At 68.7% G+C, this 14,911-nt stretch carries 13 protein-coding genes and 1 pseudogene; 6 read left to right on the forward strand and 8 right to left on the reverse strand.

Annotated elements, in window-relative coordinates:
* Window positions 1–94 precede the first annotated feature (94 nt).
* The 5 genes from ACZ3H8_RS33805 to ACZ3H8_RS33825 all read left to right on the forward strand — a co-directional run bounded on the left by ACZ3H8_RS33805 (window position 95) and on the right by ACZ3H8_RS33825 (window position 7,069).
* The gene (locus tag ACZ3H8_RS33805; RefSeq protein WP_467408229.1) at window positions 95–898 is read left to right on the forward strand and encodes a hypothetical protein; all 804 of its coding nucleotides are present in this window, start codon (window positions 95–97) and stop codon (window positions 896–898) included.
* 166 nt (window positions 899–1,064) lie between these two features.
* Window positions 1,065–1,910, forward strand: a complete 846-nt coding sequence (locus ACZ3H8_RS33810; protein ID WP_467408230.1) for a DegV family protein — start codon at window positions 1,065–1,067, stop codon at window positions 1,908–1,910.
* A 384-nt stretch (window positions 1,911–2,294) separates the two neighbouring features.
* A complete protein-coding gene (locus ACZ3H8_RS33815) occupies window positions 2,295–3,167 on the forward strand; it encodes a ComEA family DNA-binding protein (protein ID WP_467408232.1) in 873 nt (290 codons plus the stop codon).
* Window positions 3,164–5,611: a ComEC/Rec2 family competence protein gene (locus ACZ3H8_RS33820; RefSeq protein WP_467408234.1), complete on the forward strand. Its 2,448-nt coding sequence runs from the start codon at window positions 3,164–3,166 to the stop codon at window positions 5,609–5,611. Before ACZ3H8_RS33815 ends, ACZ3H8_RS33820 begins: the two co-directional genes overlap by 4 nt.
* Window positions 5,612–5,638: 27 nt before the next feature.
* Window positions 5,639–7,069, forward strand: a complete 1,431-nt coding sequence (locus tag ACZ3H8_RS33825) for a recombinase family protein (RefSeq protein ID WP_467408237.1) — start codon at window positions 5,639–5,641, stop codon at window positions 7,067–7,069.
* A gap of 187 nt (window positions 7,070–7,256) precedes the next feature.
* On the opposite strand, the gene ACZ3H8_RS33830 is transcribed toward ACZ3H8_RS33825, so the two are convergent.
* The 6 genes and pseudogenes from ACZ3H8_RS33830 to ACZ3H8_RS33855 form a co-directional block, all read right to left on the reverse strand.
* Window positions 7,257–8,117 (reverse strand): pentapeptide repeat-containing protein, encoded by an 861-nt coding sequence (locus ACZ3H8_RS33830; protein ID WP_467408238.1) that lies wholly within the window; start codon window positions 8,115–8,117, stop codon window positions 7,257–7,259.
* Between the two features lie 194 nt (window positions 8,118–8,311).
* Window positions 8,312–8,401: pseudogene (locus ACZ3H8_RS33835) on the reverse strand (helix-turn-helix domain-containing protein); the annotation flags it as partial.
* A 214-nt stretch (window positions 8,402–8,615) separates the two neighbouring features.
* Window positions 8,616–10,013 (reverse strand): replication initiator, encoded by a 1,398-nt coding sequence (locus ACZ3H8_RS33840; protein WP_467408240.1) that lies wholly within the window; start codon window positions 10,011–10,013, stop codon window positions 8,616–8,618.
* 270 nt (window positions 10,014–10,283) lie between these two features.
* Window positions 10,284–10,478, reverse strand: coding sequence for a hypothetical protein (locus ACZ3H8_RS33845; RefSeq protein ID WP_467408242.1), 195 nt, complete (start codon window positions 10,476–10,478; stop codon window positions 10,284–10,286).
* A complete protein-coding gene (locus ACZ3H8_RS33850; protein WP_467408263.1) occupies window positions 10,475–11,779 on the reverse strand; it encodes an FtsK/SpoIIIE domain-containing protein in 1,305 nt (434 codons plus the stop codon). The genes ACZ3H8_RS33845 and ACZ3H8_RS33850 overlap by 4 nt, the downstream gene beginning before the upstream one ends.
* A complete protein-coding gene (locus tag ACZ3H8_RS33855) occupies window positions 11,779–12,120 on the reverse strand; it encodes an SCO3933 family regulatory protein (RefSeq protein ID WP_467408244.1) in 342 nt (113 codons plus the stop codon). Before ACZ3H8_RS33855 ends, ACZ3H8_RS33850 begins: the two co-directional genes overlap by 1 nt.
* Window positions 12,121–12,302: 182 nt before the next feature.
* Here ACZ3H8_RS33855 and ACZ3H8_RS33860 point away from each other — a divergent pair, with 182 nt between their 5' ends.
* A complete protein-coding gene (locus ACZ3H8_RS33860; RefSeq protein WP_467408246.1) occupies window positions 12,303–13,070 on the forward strand; it encodes a GntR family transcriptional regulator in 768 nt (255 codons plus the stop codon).
* A 414-nt stretch (window positions 13,071–13,484) separates the two neighbouring features.
* Here the strand turns inward: ACZ3H8_RS33860 and ACZ3H8_RS33865 are convergent, their stop codons facing one another.
* The gene (locus ACZ3H8_RS33865; RefSeq protein ID WP_467408248.1) at window positions 13,485–13,772 is read right to left on the reverse strand and encodes a hypothetical protein; all 288 of its coding nucleotides are present in this window, start codon (window positions 13,770–13,772) and stop codon (window positions 13,485–13,487) included.
* Window positions 13,773–14,126: 354 nt separating this feature from the next.
* The gene (locus ACZ3H8_RS33870; RefSeq protein ID WP_467408250.1) at window positions 14,127–14,369 is read right to left on the reverse strand and encodes a DUF7848 domain-containing protein; all 243 of its coding nucleotides are present in this window, start codon (window positions 14,367–14,369) and stop codon (window positions 14,127–14,129) included.
* Window positions 14,370–14,911: the final 542 nt, after the last annotated feature.

Genomic DNA, 14,911 nt, shown 5'->3' on the forward strand with positions numbered 1-14,911 from the left:
TCCCCTACGGGCAGGTTGGGGGTTCCGATGGAACCCTCGGCCTGCCCGTTCCGTTTACGGTGGAGGGACAACAGCCGACGCCGGAGGGGCGCTCATGGAAGCCGCGATTCTGATACTGACGCTGCTTTTCGTCGCCTTCGTGGCGTTGGGGGTGTATGTCAGCGTGAAGGTCATCGGCGCGGCCAGGCGCGGAGTGGAGCGCACGGTCACGCAGGCGCGCCGCACCGTCGAGGAGACGACACTGCGGGCGAAGAGCTATGGGCAGGGCGGTGTGGTCGGCGAGCTGGCGCAGCTGCGGCTGTCGCTGCGTACGTCGATGAGGGCTACGCAGGACGCGCTGCACGCGGGCGCCGCGGAGGACGCCTCGCTGTCCGAGTCCCTCGGACTGTTCCAGCGGCTGAGCGTGCACGGCCACGAGCTCGACGACGAACTGAAGCGGCTGGAGCGCGAGCCGGACCGGGCGACGGTGGCCTCGCTGCTTCCCGGGCTGCGCGAGCGTACGGAGCGGATCACGCACTCTGCCGAGTCTCTGAGGTGGGCGGCGCGGGACCGGGCCCGGAAGTTCGCGGAGGATGATCTGGATGCGCTGAGCACACAGATCGACGTCGAGGCGGGGGCGTTGCGGCACTGGTCGGAGGAGGAGACGCCGGACGGGACTGCGGCGTCTCAGGCGGCTCAAGCTGCGCCGACGTCGTGGCCGGAGGCCGGGGACGGTCACGGAGCGGTGCGCGAGCAGACGTGGCCGGGGGCGGGTGCGGGTGCGGGGGTTGAAGGTGGGCCTGAGGCCGGGACTGGGCCCGGCGCTGAGCCGCAGCCGCAGGCGATCACTGCGCGCGATCCTCGGCAGCAGACGACGTACCCCTGGCAGAAGACCGCCCGTCCAGAGACCACGAATTGACCCACCGGCGGTCCGCCGGCGGTCTTTTGGTGATCCATCGGCGGTTCCTCGGCGGTCCCTCGGCGGTCCCTGAGTGATCCCTGGGTGATCCGCCGGCCGGGGCGACGCGTTCATTGCCGAGGGGCCGGGCTGCCGTGCGGCGGCTCCTGCGGGTAACCTCCCGCTCATGTCCCGCCATGTCGCGATCGTCACTGATTCAACGGCCTACCTGCCGCCACCGACGATGGAGCGCCACGGCATCATCGCGGTGCCGCTGACCGTCGTACTTGGCGATCAGGCGCTCGAAGAGGGCACCGAGATCTCGGCCCGCTCGCTGGCGCTGGCATTGCAGAAGCGACGCCCGGTGACCACGTCCAGGCCGAGCCCCGAGGTGTTCGCAGAGGCGTACCGCGCGAGAGCGGAGGCCGGTGCGACCGGCATCGTCTCACTCCATCTGTCGAGCGAATTCTCGGGGACGTACGACGCCGCGGTGCTGGCCGCCAAGGACGCGCCGGTGCCCGTGCGGGTGGTGGACACCGGGATGGTCGCGATGGCCCTGGGATTCTGCGCGCTCGCGGCCGCGGAGACGGCTGAGGGCGGTGGCACGCTCGACGAGGCGGTAGCCGCCGCGGAGAAGCGGGCCGCGGGCACGTCCGCGTACTTCTACGTCGACACGTTGGACTACTTGCGCCGCGGTGGCCGGATAGGGGCCGCGCAGGCGCTGCTGGGCTCGGCGCTCGCGGTGAAGCCTCTGTTGCAGTTGGACGGCGGCCGGATCGAGCTGCTGGAGAAGGTGCGTACGGCATCGAAGGCGATCGCCCGGCTGGAGGAGATCGTCGTCGACCGGGCGGGCACGAGCAGCGTGGACATCGCGGTGCACCATCTGGCCGCGCCGGAGCGGGCCGCGGCGCTGGCGGAGCGGCTGCTGGAACGGGTTCCCGGGCTGGTCGATCTGCATGTCAGCGAGGTGGGCGCGGTGATCGGGGCGCATACGGGACCGGGGCTGTTGGGGGCTGTGGTCTCGCCTCGCTGAGGAACTGGTGTCGGCCTCTGAGGTGGCCGCTGTCACCCTGGTGAGTGGCCGAGTTTTCCACAACGGGGCGGTTGTCCACGGGAATTGGGCCTGCTCAGCGGGTTTTGACGGATGTGCCTAGCGTCTTGTGGCATGGCTCTCCGATCACGTTCCGCAACCAGTGGCCCGGGCCGCGCCCCGGCCTCGGACAGCCGCGCCCGTGACGGCCGCGGCTCAGGCCTGGGTCTTCCCCGTTCAGGGGCCGGCCCCGGTTCGGGCTCTCCCAGCCCCGGTTCGGGCTCGCGCCCGGGGTCGGGCTCGCGCCCGCAGTCGGGCTCGGGTTTCGGCTCGGGCAGCGGTCCCGGCCGTGGCTCGCGGCGTCCGGTTCGCCTCCGTGGCAGGCGAGTGGCTGCCGCACCGAGTACGGCCGCCCTGCGCCGCCGGGCGGACGCCCTGTTCGAGGGCCCGCCACGCAGTACGGGCACGAGTCTCGACGCGGCTGCTGGGCGCTCCCGCGCCGAAGGGGGTGGCGGTGGCCGCGCTGCCGCGGACATCGATACGAGTACGGGCACGGGCACTCGGCAGCGCGTGGGGCTTGCGGTGCGGGAGCGGTTGCCTCTGTGGGTGCAGCTCAGATGCGGGCTCGAGCCCAGGGCTCTCGCCGCCCTGGTCGTCGTACTCGTAGTGGCAGCGGTCTTCGCGGCGCAGCACTTCTGGGCGGGGCGGCCGCAGACCGTGCGCGCCCCGGAGCTGGTCCAGCAGGGCGCGGCCACGCGGGAGCCGGAGCCGCATCCGTCGCCGGGTCCGCCGCCGTCCGATGCGGGGCCCGGAGGGCGGATCGTCGTCGATGTGAGCGGCAAGGTACGGCGGCCGGGGGTGCACAGGCTGCCGGCCGGATCCCGGGTCGCCGACGCGCTGCGGGCGGCTGGAGGCGTCCGGGCCGGTACGGACCTGACGGGGCTCAACCGGGCGCGGGTGCTCATGGACGGCGAGCAGGTGGTGGTGGGCGTGCTCGTGCCGCCGGGATCGCCGATGACAGGAGCGGGCACGGGCGGATCGGGCGCGGGCGGGGGTGGGCAGACCGCTGGGCCGGTGAGCCTCAACTCGGCGACCGTGGAGCAGCTCGACACCTTGCCGGGGGTCGGTCCCGTACTGGCCCAGCACATCGTCGACTACCGCACCCAGCACGGGGGTTTCCGGTCGGTCGACGAACTCCGCGAGGTCAACGGGATCGGCGACCGCCGGTTCGCGGACCTCCAGTCTCTGGTGCGGCCATGACGACGGCCATGACGGCGGCCACGGCGCGCCCGGCGGTGCACGCCGCTGCGGGCCACCGGCTGGGGGCTTCCGACCCGCGGCAGGAGGGACCGGCAGACCTGCGGCTGGTGCCCCCGGCCCTGGCGGCGTGGGCCGCGGCGGCTGTGGCGGTCGGCGCGCGGGGGTGGTGGACAGCGGTGGGCGTGACGGCCTGCGTCGTCGCCGCGGGGCTGTTACTGGCTCCGGCGACGGCCCGGGCGGTGCGGTCGGTGCGGGCTGGAGCGAGCAGGGCGCCGGCGCCGGCCGACGGTGGCGCACAGATCAGCAGGTGCAGGCGTAGGCGTCGGCTCAACGCCACCGCCCTCGCCGCGATGCTGCTGTGCGCCGCGGCGGGCGGAGCTTCGGCCGGACTGCACAGCGCGGATCTGCGGCGTGGGCCGCTGCCGGATCTGGCAGGCCGATACGCGCACGTCACCGTCGAGTTGCAGGTCACCGCTGATCCGCGAGCCACCCGGCCCCGCGTCCGCGGCGATCGGACGGCGCGCGGATCCGTCATGCTGGACGCCGAGGTGACCCGCGTGACGGCACCCGGTGGCGCGGTCACCGAGGCGCGGACGCCCGTCCTGGTGATCGTGCCTTCGGGCGAATCGTCCGCGTCCAACGCGCCTTGGCTGCGGCTGTTGCCCTCGACCCGGCTGCGGCTTACCGGACGGCTCGCGCCGCCCCTGCACGCCGACGACAGGTTCGCCGCCGTACTGAGGCCGGAGGGGGACGGTCCGCCGCGGATCACCGGCCCGCCAACCGCCCTCCAGCGCACGGCCGGAGGACTACGGGCCGGACTGCGCGAAGCCACGGACGGACTCGCCCCGGACGCCCGGGCGCTGCTGCCGGGGCTGGTCGTCGGCGATACCTCACGGATCACGCCCGAGCTGCAGGGCGCCTTCGAGGCGACCGACCTCACGCACCTTCTCGCCGTATCCGGAAGCAATCTGACCGTCGTGCTCGTCCTGCTGATCGGGCCGCCGGGCACGGCTCTGCTGGCCGAACGGCGGGGTCTCGCACCCCGGTTGGGCATCACGCTGCGAGGTACGGCCCTTTTCGGTGGCGCGCTCACGCTCGCGTTCGTGGTTGTGTGCCGGCCAGAGCCGAGCGTCCTGCGGGCCGCGGCCTGCGGTGCCGTCACCTTGCTCGCCATCGGCACCGGACGCCGCCGGTCGCTGATCCCTGCGCTGGCCACGGCCGTACTGCTGCTGGTCCTGTACGACCCGTGGCTCGCCCGGAGTTACGGCTTTCTGCTCTCCGTGCTGGCCACCGGCGCGCTGCTCACCATCGGCCCCCGCTGGAGCGCGGCGCTGCAACGGAGGCGGGTGCCGCCCCGGCTCGCCGAGGCGCTGGCCGCGGCCGCCGCGGCGCAGGCCGTGTGCGCTCCTGTGGTGGCGGTCTTCGCGGCCAGGGTCAGCCTGGTGGCGATCCCCTGCAATCTGGTCGCCGAGCTCGCGGTCGCCCCGGCCACGGTTCTCGGTTTCGCCACTCTCGCCGCGGCCCCGGTGGCGATGCCGGTTGCCGAGCTGCTGGCGCGCTGCGCGGGGTGGCCCGCCGGGTGGATCGCCTCCGTGGCTCGCAGCGGGGCGGCGCTGCCGGGGGCGGAGGCGGACTGGCCGGGTGGCTGGCGCGGCGGGCTGCTGCTGGCCGCCGTCACGGCCCTGGTCGTGCTCCTGGCCCGTCGGCTGCCGCGGCACCCATGGGCGGCGGCCCTCTGCGCGCTGCTGCTCCTGCTCGCCGTCCTGCGCCCCGCCCCGCTCACCAGGGTGATCACCGGCTGGCCGCCGCCGGGCTGGACGTTCGCGATGTGCGACGTCGGGCAGGGTGACGCCACGGTGCTCGCGGCGGGCGCCGGCGCGGCCGTGGTCGTGGACGCGGGCCCCGACCCGGAGCTCGCCGACCGCTGTCTGCGGGAACTGGGCGTTACCCGGATTCCGCTGATCCTTCTGACGCACTTCCACGCCGACCATGTCCGGGGGCTGCCTGGCGTGTTGCGGGGCAGGTCCGTCGGCGCGGTGCAGACGACGACGTTCGAGGAGCCACGGGACCAGAGCGAGTTCGTACGGAGAACGACGACTGCGGCCGGGGTACCCGTGATCCGCGCGGGACCGGGGGAGCGGCGCCGGGTCGGGCCGCTCGCCTGGCAGGTCCTGTGGCCTCGGGCAGCCCTTGGCCCCGGCTCCGGATCCCGCCCCGGCCCCGGCTCGGGCTCCGGCCCCGGCCCCGGTTCCGGTCCCGGTTCCGGTCCCGTACCGGAGGGACCCAACGACGCCAGCGTCACGCTGTTCGTCCGGATCGAGGGCGGCCCTACCCTGCTGCTTCTCGGCGACCTTGAACCACCGGCCCAGCGAGGGCTGTTGCGGGCCCATCCGGCGCTCCCACCGGTCGACGTCCTCAAGGTCGCCCACCATGCCTTCACTTAAGGGGTCCAACCCCAGTACGGTCGTGGCATGACGAAGCGACGAGCGGCGATCTACTGTCGGATCAGCAACGACAAGGAAGGTGGTGGCCTCGGAGTCGCACGCCAAGAGGAAGACTGCCGACTGTTAGCAGCGGCACTTGGATGGCACATCGTGGATGTGTATGTAGATAACGACGTCTCTGCTGCCGACCGTCGCAAGGTCCGCGACGAGTACCAGCGGATGATGGACGACATCAAGAGCGGTCGCGTTGATTCCGTCGTGTCTTGGCACACGGACCGTCTCCATCGTCAGCCGAGGGAACTTGAGGACTTCATTGATCTAGTGGAGACGCAGAAAGTCGAGATCAACACAGTGAAAGCCGGTGTGCTAGATCTGACCACACCGTCAGGGCGTATGACTGCCCGAGTGCATGCAGCTATAGCCAAGCACGAGGTCGAGCATAAGCGCGAACGAGTGTTGCGCAAGGTCGAGGAATTGGCGTTGGAAGGCAAGATTCACAACGGCGGGCATCGGCCCTTTGGGTACACCCGAATCTATGAAGGTGAGGGGTCCCGGAGAAAGGTTCTACGAGACGAAATCAACGAGAAAGAGGCGGAGATCGTGCGCGAGTGCGCCCATAGGATACTGGAAGGGGAAACGCTCTATGCGATAGTGAACAGTCTCAATGCGCGGAAGATCAAGTCATCGACGGGTGGTACGTGGACCCAACAGGCGCTCCGCTACCTTCTAATATCTGGCCGTATCGCGGGGCTAAAGGAGCATCGGAGGCAAGTTGTAGGGAAGGCGCAATGGTCCCCGATCATTACCGAAGAGGAGCATAAGCAGATCCGTGCGCTCCTTACCTCACCTAACCGCAACACCAGGAAACTTAGGGCAGCGCGGATCTACCACCTCAGCGGGTTGGTCCGCTGCACCTGTTCTCCGGAGCACATCAAGATGAAGGTGCGTAAAGGCTCGGACCGCAAAACGATGGTCTATGCATGCCCGGCGAAGGGTGAAGGAGGATGCGGAGGACGGACCATCAAGGTAGAGGAACTAGAGCGCCTTATGAGGAAGCTAGCCTTGAGGGAATTGGATGAAGTGGAGGACCTTGCGGAGCAGGCAGAACCTGGCCCTACGATGGAGCTGGAACAGCAGATAGATCGGTGGGAGCGTCGACTGAATGAACTCAAAGCGGCATTTGCCGAGAGTGACCAGTCGGCCAGCGAATATCGCGATGTATCGCAGGATCTCCGCAAGAAGATTGATGCAGCACGCCTGAAGGTCACGAAGTATCAGGTCCGTCAGCTGGCGAGAGTTGAGCCGGACGAGTTGAAGGATGCTTGGAAGGATCTCCCCTTCGAGCGAAAGAGGACGATCTTTACCGGCCTCTACAAGGAGATCCTTATCTATCCTGCAACTCGTCCGTTCAACGTCTTCAATCCTGCCCGAGTGGTTCCGGTACCGCTTGAACTCTAGAGAACTTCAACCCCGGAGGTTAGGCTCCCTATCGCACGGTGGGCAGCTGGCATTGTTGGCTACGCCAGGAGCGTGAAGTGTCCCGACGAGGCGGTCTGACGGCCCGAGGAATGCTCGGCGGCAGTCGCTACCGTTCGAGGGCGCCGACCTGTTCGCCACGGTTGCGACCGATCGGGACGAAGGCTCGCTAGCGTGTCGATGGCGCCAGCCCGCGGGCCCCGTCCAGCTTTGCCCCATTCAGCTTGGCCCCCGCGAGGTGTGCGCCCGTGAAGTCCGCCCCTCGGAGATCCGCCCTTCGGAGATCCGCATCGGTAAGGTCCGCGCCGCGGAGTTTTGTGTTGGCCAGGATCGCGGTGTCGAGAAGTGCTCCACTTAGGTTCGCGCCTTCGAGGTCAGCGCCTTTGAGGTTCGCACCTTCGAGGCCCGCGCTTTTGACGTTCGCGCCGAAAAGGCTCGCATTTTCTAGGTTTGCACCTCCGAGGCCCGCACCGAAGAAGTCAAAACCAGACAAAGTCGCGAACCGAAGGTCCGCCCCCGTCAGGTTCGCGAAGCGGAAGTTCCCAGCGACGCTGCCTTCCTTGAGCCCGACCTCCGGCCGCAGGCCCCGCAGATCGACGTGGCTCAGATTGACTGGGTACAGCGGCGTCCCCTCCCGAGTGACGTCCTGGCTGGCGGGCCGGTTGCCCAGCACAGCAATCACAGCCGATACGTCGGCAGGGGTCGTGTACTGCTCTTCTGCCGACTTGAAGCCGCTTGCCGGAACGGGGACGTGTTGGCGTACGTACGCGGACAGCACTGAGACGACAGTGCGCTGATCGCGCGAGGAGTCCTGCATGATGCGCTCCAGGGCGTAGATGCCCCCTAGCCGTACGTCCAAGGACTTTGATCCCAGGTTATTGATCGCGGCGTTGAACCGGTCGGTGATCTGTCCCTGCTCACTGATCCGGAGTTCCTTGCTGGCTTGCCCCACCTGCATCCAGGTGAACAGCAGCGCTGCCAGCGCAGCCAGCCCCGGCAAGCTGACCGCCACCATTCCGATCCACTGCACTCGGTCGCCGCCTGTGGCACCACCAGCCCCGAAGCGCCGTTTCCGTTGCCGCCGACGCCGCCCTGAGATCCTACGAAGTCGTCCGATGCCAATGTTCTCGGTCACCTTGTCAATGACACCCCATCAGGGCGGAAGCAGATGAGGCGCCACACTGCCGCGGCACCCGAACGATCTTCGGCAGAGCCACCTGTTGACGCCTCGATCAGATCGGCGGCCGCCAACCGGATCCGCTCACGTCGAGCCCGCTCCTCAGCCGTCAGCCCTCCGCCATCGGGATACCTCATTCCTCCGGCATAGCGCGGCCCACGACAGCCGTCACGACCTCACGTAACCCGCACCCTTAAAGATCTCTAATCGCCCTGGGCGATGCTGCGCAGATCACGTTTCACCCTGCGCAGCATCGCTCTTTGCCGTGCGCTGAGATCAGACGCACGCCGCGCATGTAGCTCTATCCATTCCTCATCGCTCATGACCTTCTTCCGTCTGCCACGACTACAGTCAGGAGTCGCCATGAATAGACTCCTCACGCGCAATCTCCCGGTTTCGGATGAGGTCTTCAGCGATCCCCGCAGCGATGAGGGCGGCGCCCGCAGTATGCCCAGAGTCGAGGTAGCGCCAGTGGGCGTCGGTTGCAGTGCCGAGAACATCAAGCGGTTGGTCGTGCCCCTGGTGTTCTACGCGTTCGGCGCGCAGGGTGGCGTAAGTGGTGGAGTAGGCACGGGATTTGGTGAGGATGTGGCCGCGATATCCGAGGCTGTGAGCCCAGGCGCGTAGTCGCAGGTCTTCGAACTCGGGCAGTCCGCCGAGCTGCCAGCAGGCGCGCATGAGGGACCGCAGGTGCGTGGAGACCGGAGCGGTCTCTATGTCATCAGTGGAGGTGAGTCGGTGGTCGGTGCCGGCGGCTGTGTCGGCCGCTCCTTTGGTGACGTACTTGGCCACGTAAGCGGCGACGGCGTCATCCGCCAGCCCTTCACCATCGCCGAAGGCACGCAGCGGGCGGGCGTCGAGCTGCTCTCCCCAGCGCAAGGCATGTTCGCCGATGGCCGCGCTGTATGGACCGTGGACCACGACGCCCCGAGCGGCAGTGTGTACGGCGGTGGTGAGCGCCTCGGTAGTTGCCCAGGGCGGGGGCAGGGTGTCGGGACCAGATGGCCCGTCCAGCCGCACGACGGCATGCACGTGGATGGCCGCACGGCGTTGGTACTCGGCGACTTTGGCGAAGGAGAGCCGGGCATGCTCGGGGAAGCGGGTCTGTGCAATCCCGGCAGCCGAGGCCAGGGCCCGGCGCACGCTGCGTGCGAAGCGCGCCCACAACTCGCCTGCGTGGGCATGCCACAGGATGTGACCGGGGTAGTCGTAGCAGTCGGGGCACAGTGGCTGACCGACGAGCGGATCGGTATCAGCATGTCGGGCAGCGCAGCCGACGGACCGCCCATGTTCGCAATGCCCGGCATCGCGGCGGGGGCGGCAACGTTCCGTCCCAGTGGTGACGTGGTGCACCTGGCCGAAGCCGGGGGCGGTGAGGGTGACGAAGAGCCGGGGATGGGCGCGTACATCGTCGGGCACTGTCTTGCCGCCGACGAGTCCGGCGCGAACCAAGTGGAAAGTGTCTCCAGCATGCAGCCGGGAGCAGGGCGGGCAGACGGTCGCGCGCCGGTTGCGGCACCGGACGAGGAGGCGTTCGCCCGGTTCCCCGCTCGTGTCGTAGTGGTGCAGGATCTCGCCGCTGTAGGTGTCGCGGACGGTTGTTGCGCCGGTGAGGTGGATCGGGTGGGCGCAGCCGCCGGTTGCGGTGATCTGTTCCAGCCAGCGGGTGAACTGGGGGTGCTGTGCGAGGCGGATGGCGTCTCGGTCTGCTTCGGTGAGCTGACGCAGACGCGCCGCGCGGTTGAGCACGGCGCGTCTGTCAGCCGAGGTGATCTCGGCGGTGATGGTGGGGACCTCCCTTGCTGGGCCGCCGAGGCGGCACGGACGGATGCTGGGTGGGCTGTGTCCATGTCGATCTCTCCTGTCGGTCGGTGTCTTGGCTGTTCAGTTCAGGTCAGCGAATGGTTCCGGTGCCCCGGCAGCAGCGGCAGCGCCGTCGGTGTCCGGTGCGGGTCTTGCGGTAGCGCTCGCCCTTGCAGACGGGGCAGCGCACGCGGCGCATCGGCATAGTGCTCCCTGTCAGGTGTGGGTGAAGCCGGAGAGGATCCAGGTCACGAGGCCATCCACGGTGAAGATGACCGGGGTCTGTCCGAGGTAGAGGCCGAACAGGCCGACCATGACGGCCTCCCATGCCTTCACATCGCGGGAGCGGACCAGGAGGACGGTGATGATCCCGAAGACCACCGCAAAGGGAATCGAAGCTGCCTCACTCACGCCTGCTCACCCCCAGCCGAGACCTTCAACGCACGGTCCAGGCCCGGCAGTTCGGGCGTCACTCCGGCGAAGGCAGAGGAGGTCTTGCGGGCCTCCTCGATCGTGGTCAGGTGGGAACGGGCCCGGTCCCAACCACCTTCCGTTCCCGTGCACACGGCCACACCCTTCTCGTCCGGCGTGATGGACTGCGCGACGGCCACGGCGTCCTTGTTGAGATCCCCCAGGGTCATTTCCGCCGTGCCGGGATCGTTGACGCGGTGGCAGATCCGGCCGCCGAGCTGAGCGCGCAGCGCGGTCACACCCGGCCCCAGGTCGGAGCCGACGCGCTGCCCGGCAACCACGAGGTGCACGCCGAGAGCCGCGCCGAGCTGCCCAAGGCGCAGCAGGTAGGTGGAACACTGCTCCGCCTCCGCCTTGCCCTCCCGGGTGCCGTCCGTCAGATAGAGCTCGGCGAGTTCGTCGACGATGACCACGACGGGCACCGGCCGCACAGTGTGGGGCAGTTCCCAGATGGAGCGGGCCCCAGCCATACGACAGGTGCGCATCCGGTCCTGTATCTCGACCACGAGCGCGCCGAGGACAGCGACCGCCTCACGCCGACTGGTGGTGAGCGCGGTCAGTCGCTTGTCGAACAGGCCCAGTTCCATCCCGCCCTTGCAGTCGATGCCGACCAGCGCCACGCGCTGTGGGGCGAGTTGGCACACCAGCCGGGCCAGAAGCGTGGACTTGCCCGACTGAGTCGCGCCAGTGATCAGCCAGTGCGGAACCTGCCGCAGGTCCATCACCCAGGCCCCACCCGATTCCAGTGCCCCGATCGGCGCGCAGAGCAGTTCGACCGGGGCGGACGCCAGGCCGGGCCGTTCCAGCGGATCCCGGGCGGTCGCCGTGATCAGGACGGTTCCCCGCTCCGGCGAGGTCACCCGCACTGCGTGCATACGCCAGGCGTGCATGAGCGCCTCCGCTGCTGCGATGAACGGCCCCGGCGTCTGGCCTGGATGCAGCCGCACCACCAGACTCAGGCCGGTAGGCGTGGCGCGAGGAATGGAGATGCGCGGGGCAATCGGGCGCAGCGGCTCGCCCCGTACCTCAAGGTCCCCCAGCACCCGCCGGGCAGGCTTGCGGGTGACGGTGAGGCCGTTGAACTGCGCGACCTTGCGCCAGGTGAACAGCACCCGCACCGCGGTGACCGGGTATCCCGTCAGGTACCAGAACCACACCGGATGCCGCTCCCGCAGCGCCGACCCGGCGACCAGCAGCCATGCCAGCGCGGCGAGCGCGAATGCGAGCAGGATCGGTCCCATCACGCACCACCCGCCTTACTGGCAGTGGGCAGTACGGGTGTGATCGCGGCGGCGCGGAAGCTGATGCCGTGCCGGTCGCCCATCGCCCAGGCGAACGCCTCCAGGCCGGTGACCCTGACTTCCGTGCCCTCGGTGATGCCCTTGGGCTCGCCGGTCACGGAGATTTCGATCACCGATACCCGGCGGCCTTCCTGCCGGACCGTGACGGCCACGGTGTAGATCGTGTTGCCGTCCCGGTCCTTCTTCACCTCCTTCGTCTCGAAGTTGCTGACCTTCGCTTCCGGCTCGACAGCGCACCGCAGTACGCCGAGCCGGGATGTGTCCACAGGTATGGACTGCATGGGTAGTTGGCCTCCTTGGCCGTTCAGGTCGAAAGGCTCAACCTATCGTCACTCGTCCTTACGAGTTACAACCATGCATGTCTTGACGTGAGAAGGCAAGCACTTATGCTGACGAGTGACGTAACACGACGGGCGTCAGCCGCCCGCTACCCGACCCGCGTCCACGAGCGGAGGCCACAGACATGGCAGGCATCGAGCGCCCTGGACCGCTGTACCAGCAGGTTGCCGCCGCAATCAGGCAAGGCATCGCAGACGGCGACTTCCCACCCGGCAGCCCGCTGCCCTCCGAGGCCCAGCTCATCGAACGCTACGACGTCAGCCGCCCCACCGTGCGTAATGCGATTGCGGCACTGCGATCCGAAGGACTCATCGAAGTGCGGCACGGCAAGGGCAGCTTCGTGAAAGGCACGCCGACACCACCGCTCACCATCGAGCGCACGATCACCCGCACCGGCAAGACCTTCGCTCCCGACGCCACCCCGTGGGAGCAGGCACACGAACCGACCGTCTACCGGACCGTGACGACCGAAACCACTGGCCTGCTGCTCGAACTCGCCGAGGGAGAAGCGCTCTTCGGCGTCGACCGCGTGCTCATCGATCCGGCCATCGGAGCCCGCGCACTACACCGCGTGCTGATCCCCTTCGCCACCGCCGAGGACTTTCCGCCCCTCGCCGACGCCCCGGACACCGCGCCGGAGGAGATCTACGCAACCCTCACGGCCGCCGGGCACCTGCTCACCTGGTCGGAAACCGTACGCGCCCGCATGCCCCAGGCCGACGAGAGCAGCGCCCTGGAACTCCCCGACGCCACACCGGTCATCCACACCCTGCGCGTCACACACGGCACCGACCACCAGCCCCTCATCCTCGAAGAGCTCCGCACCAGCGGCAGCCAGGCCCAATTCACCTACCGCATCACGGCCGACAGCCCCCGCACCCTCCGCAGCTGACAACGCCAGATCGGTCCAAACCTTCTTCACTTACTCAAGGGCGCGCCTGCGGCGCGCCGGGCGGCCCTGCCGCCCCCGCCGGGCTGCGGCCTGGCGGCCGGTCCCGTCGGGCGGCAACCACCCGACACCGAGGCGACCCAGCGGCAGAGGGAGCCGCCAACCCTCCGTCAGCGCTGGGGCGTTGTGGCTGGGGGTCGACGGCCTCCGAGACTTTAGGCAGCCACCATGGGGCGAGCCTCCAAGAGCAGGGGGCCGATCGGCCGGAAACGCGGGCAGGCAGGTGCCGCCCGATTCGCCGCGCCAGCGTAAGGCCCCCTGCTCTCTCGCCCCATGGCAGCTCCCGCCCAAAGTCTCTGCGGCCGGCGACGTGCCCACGTTCCACGCCCGGACACCTCATGCCGACCGCGCACTGTCTCAGCTCGCCCTGCCCAACCGAGCGACCGCCCGCACCAGTGCCGCCACGTCATGAGCCGCTGCCGCCGACAGCACAAGACGCACCGCGCCTGACCCATCCGCATTGGCCCTGGCCTGCCATTCGAGTCCCGTGGTATCGAACCCAGCCGCCGCCAACGCGTCCGCCAGCTTCCCACCGGCGTCGGTCGCGTCCCGCCAGCCCGCCACGTAGTCCACGCCACGTACCCAAACCACGGCGTCAGGGTCGAACGCCTCGTCCTCGAAACCCGCGTTCTCTGGGTCGTGCATCTGTCTCAAGTCCCTTCCCCGCGCACTGGCTTGACTCTGACCATCGGGGGCTCATCGAGCGTGGGCACGACGACGACCCCGGTACCATCGGCACCAGGGTCCTGATCAAGGGATTCCTAGCCGGACCACCCCAGTAGCTTCCAGGCGAGGGGTGGTCCGGTCTTCGTATGCGGCTGTGATGCGCGACCCTGACCCGAATCGGTCGCCATGGGTTGGTTCAAGTAGCACGCAACCGGTCTATGAGAGCCGGAAGTTAGAAGCTGTGCGACTACTAGGGATCACTGATCAGCGCCATCGGCACATACACAGCGATCCAGAAGACGACAATTACGAAGGCGCATAATCGCTGCCTCATCAGTCCGCACCGCCGCTCTCAGCCTGCGTCGCCCGGAAGAATGTGGTCGTTACGGCCCGGAATCCCGTGTGCCCGGAACGGCCCGCGTGCTGCAAGCACCACACCTCTGGCGCCTCTTTGCCGTCAGCGGCTTCTGAGCAGTCCCCGCACGTCGTGCACTCGGTCTCATAGATCGGCCCGCTCCCCGAGGCATCAAGCCGCAAGACCCAGTCCGCGAACCGCCACACTGTCCGCTCAGCCATCACGGCCGCCTTCCGTTCGACTTACCTGGTGCAGCCCGGCGACCGTGATCCACCGTCAGCACATCGGCCGCATTCACCCGCAGCGCAGGACCCGACTTGAAGACCAGCACCACCAGCGGACCGCCCGAGGCGTACCGGCCAGAGCGAACCGCCTTGACCTCCCACCACCGCCCATGGGCTCTCACCCAGTCCCCACGCTGCACCCGCAGCGCCATCACCCGAGCCATCACGCCTCACTCAGCGACGTGCCAGCGCCCAGGGGTTGCACATCGTCGGGGCGCGCGTCCCACTCCCGACCGCCTTCCTCCGGGTGCAGCTGACCGTATGGGCCAACGTGCCCCATCCCTCGACCAATCTCGTGCCGCCGGACGTCCAGTGCGAGGACGCCCCTTTTCAGCGTCATGTCCTCAGGCATGGCGATCTCCGTTTCACTATCTGTGATCAGCGCCTAGCCTCGCCGTTTCGGTTGGGGTGATGAGACACCGCTGATCGTCTGCTGTCGGGCGGGCGGGGTGATTTCGTTGCTCGGGCATGGCGGAGTC

This window comes from Streptomyces sp. NPDC002868 (assembly GCF_055563295.1).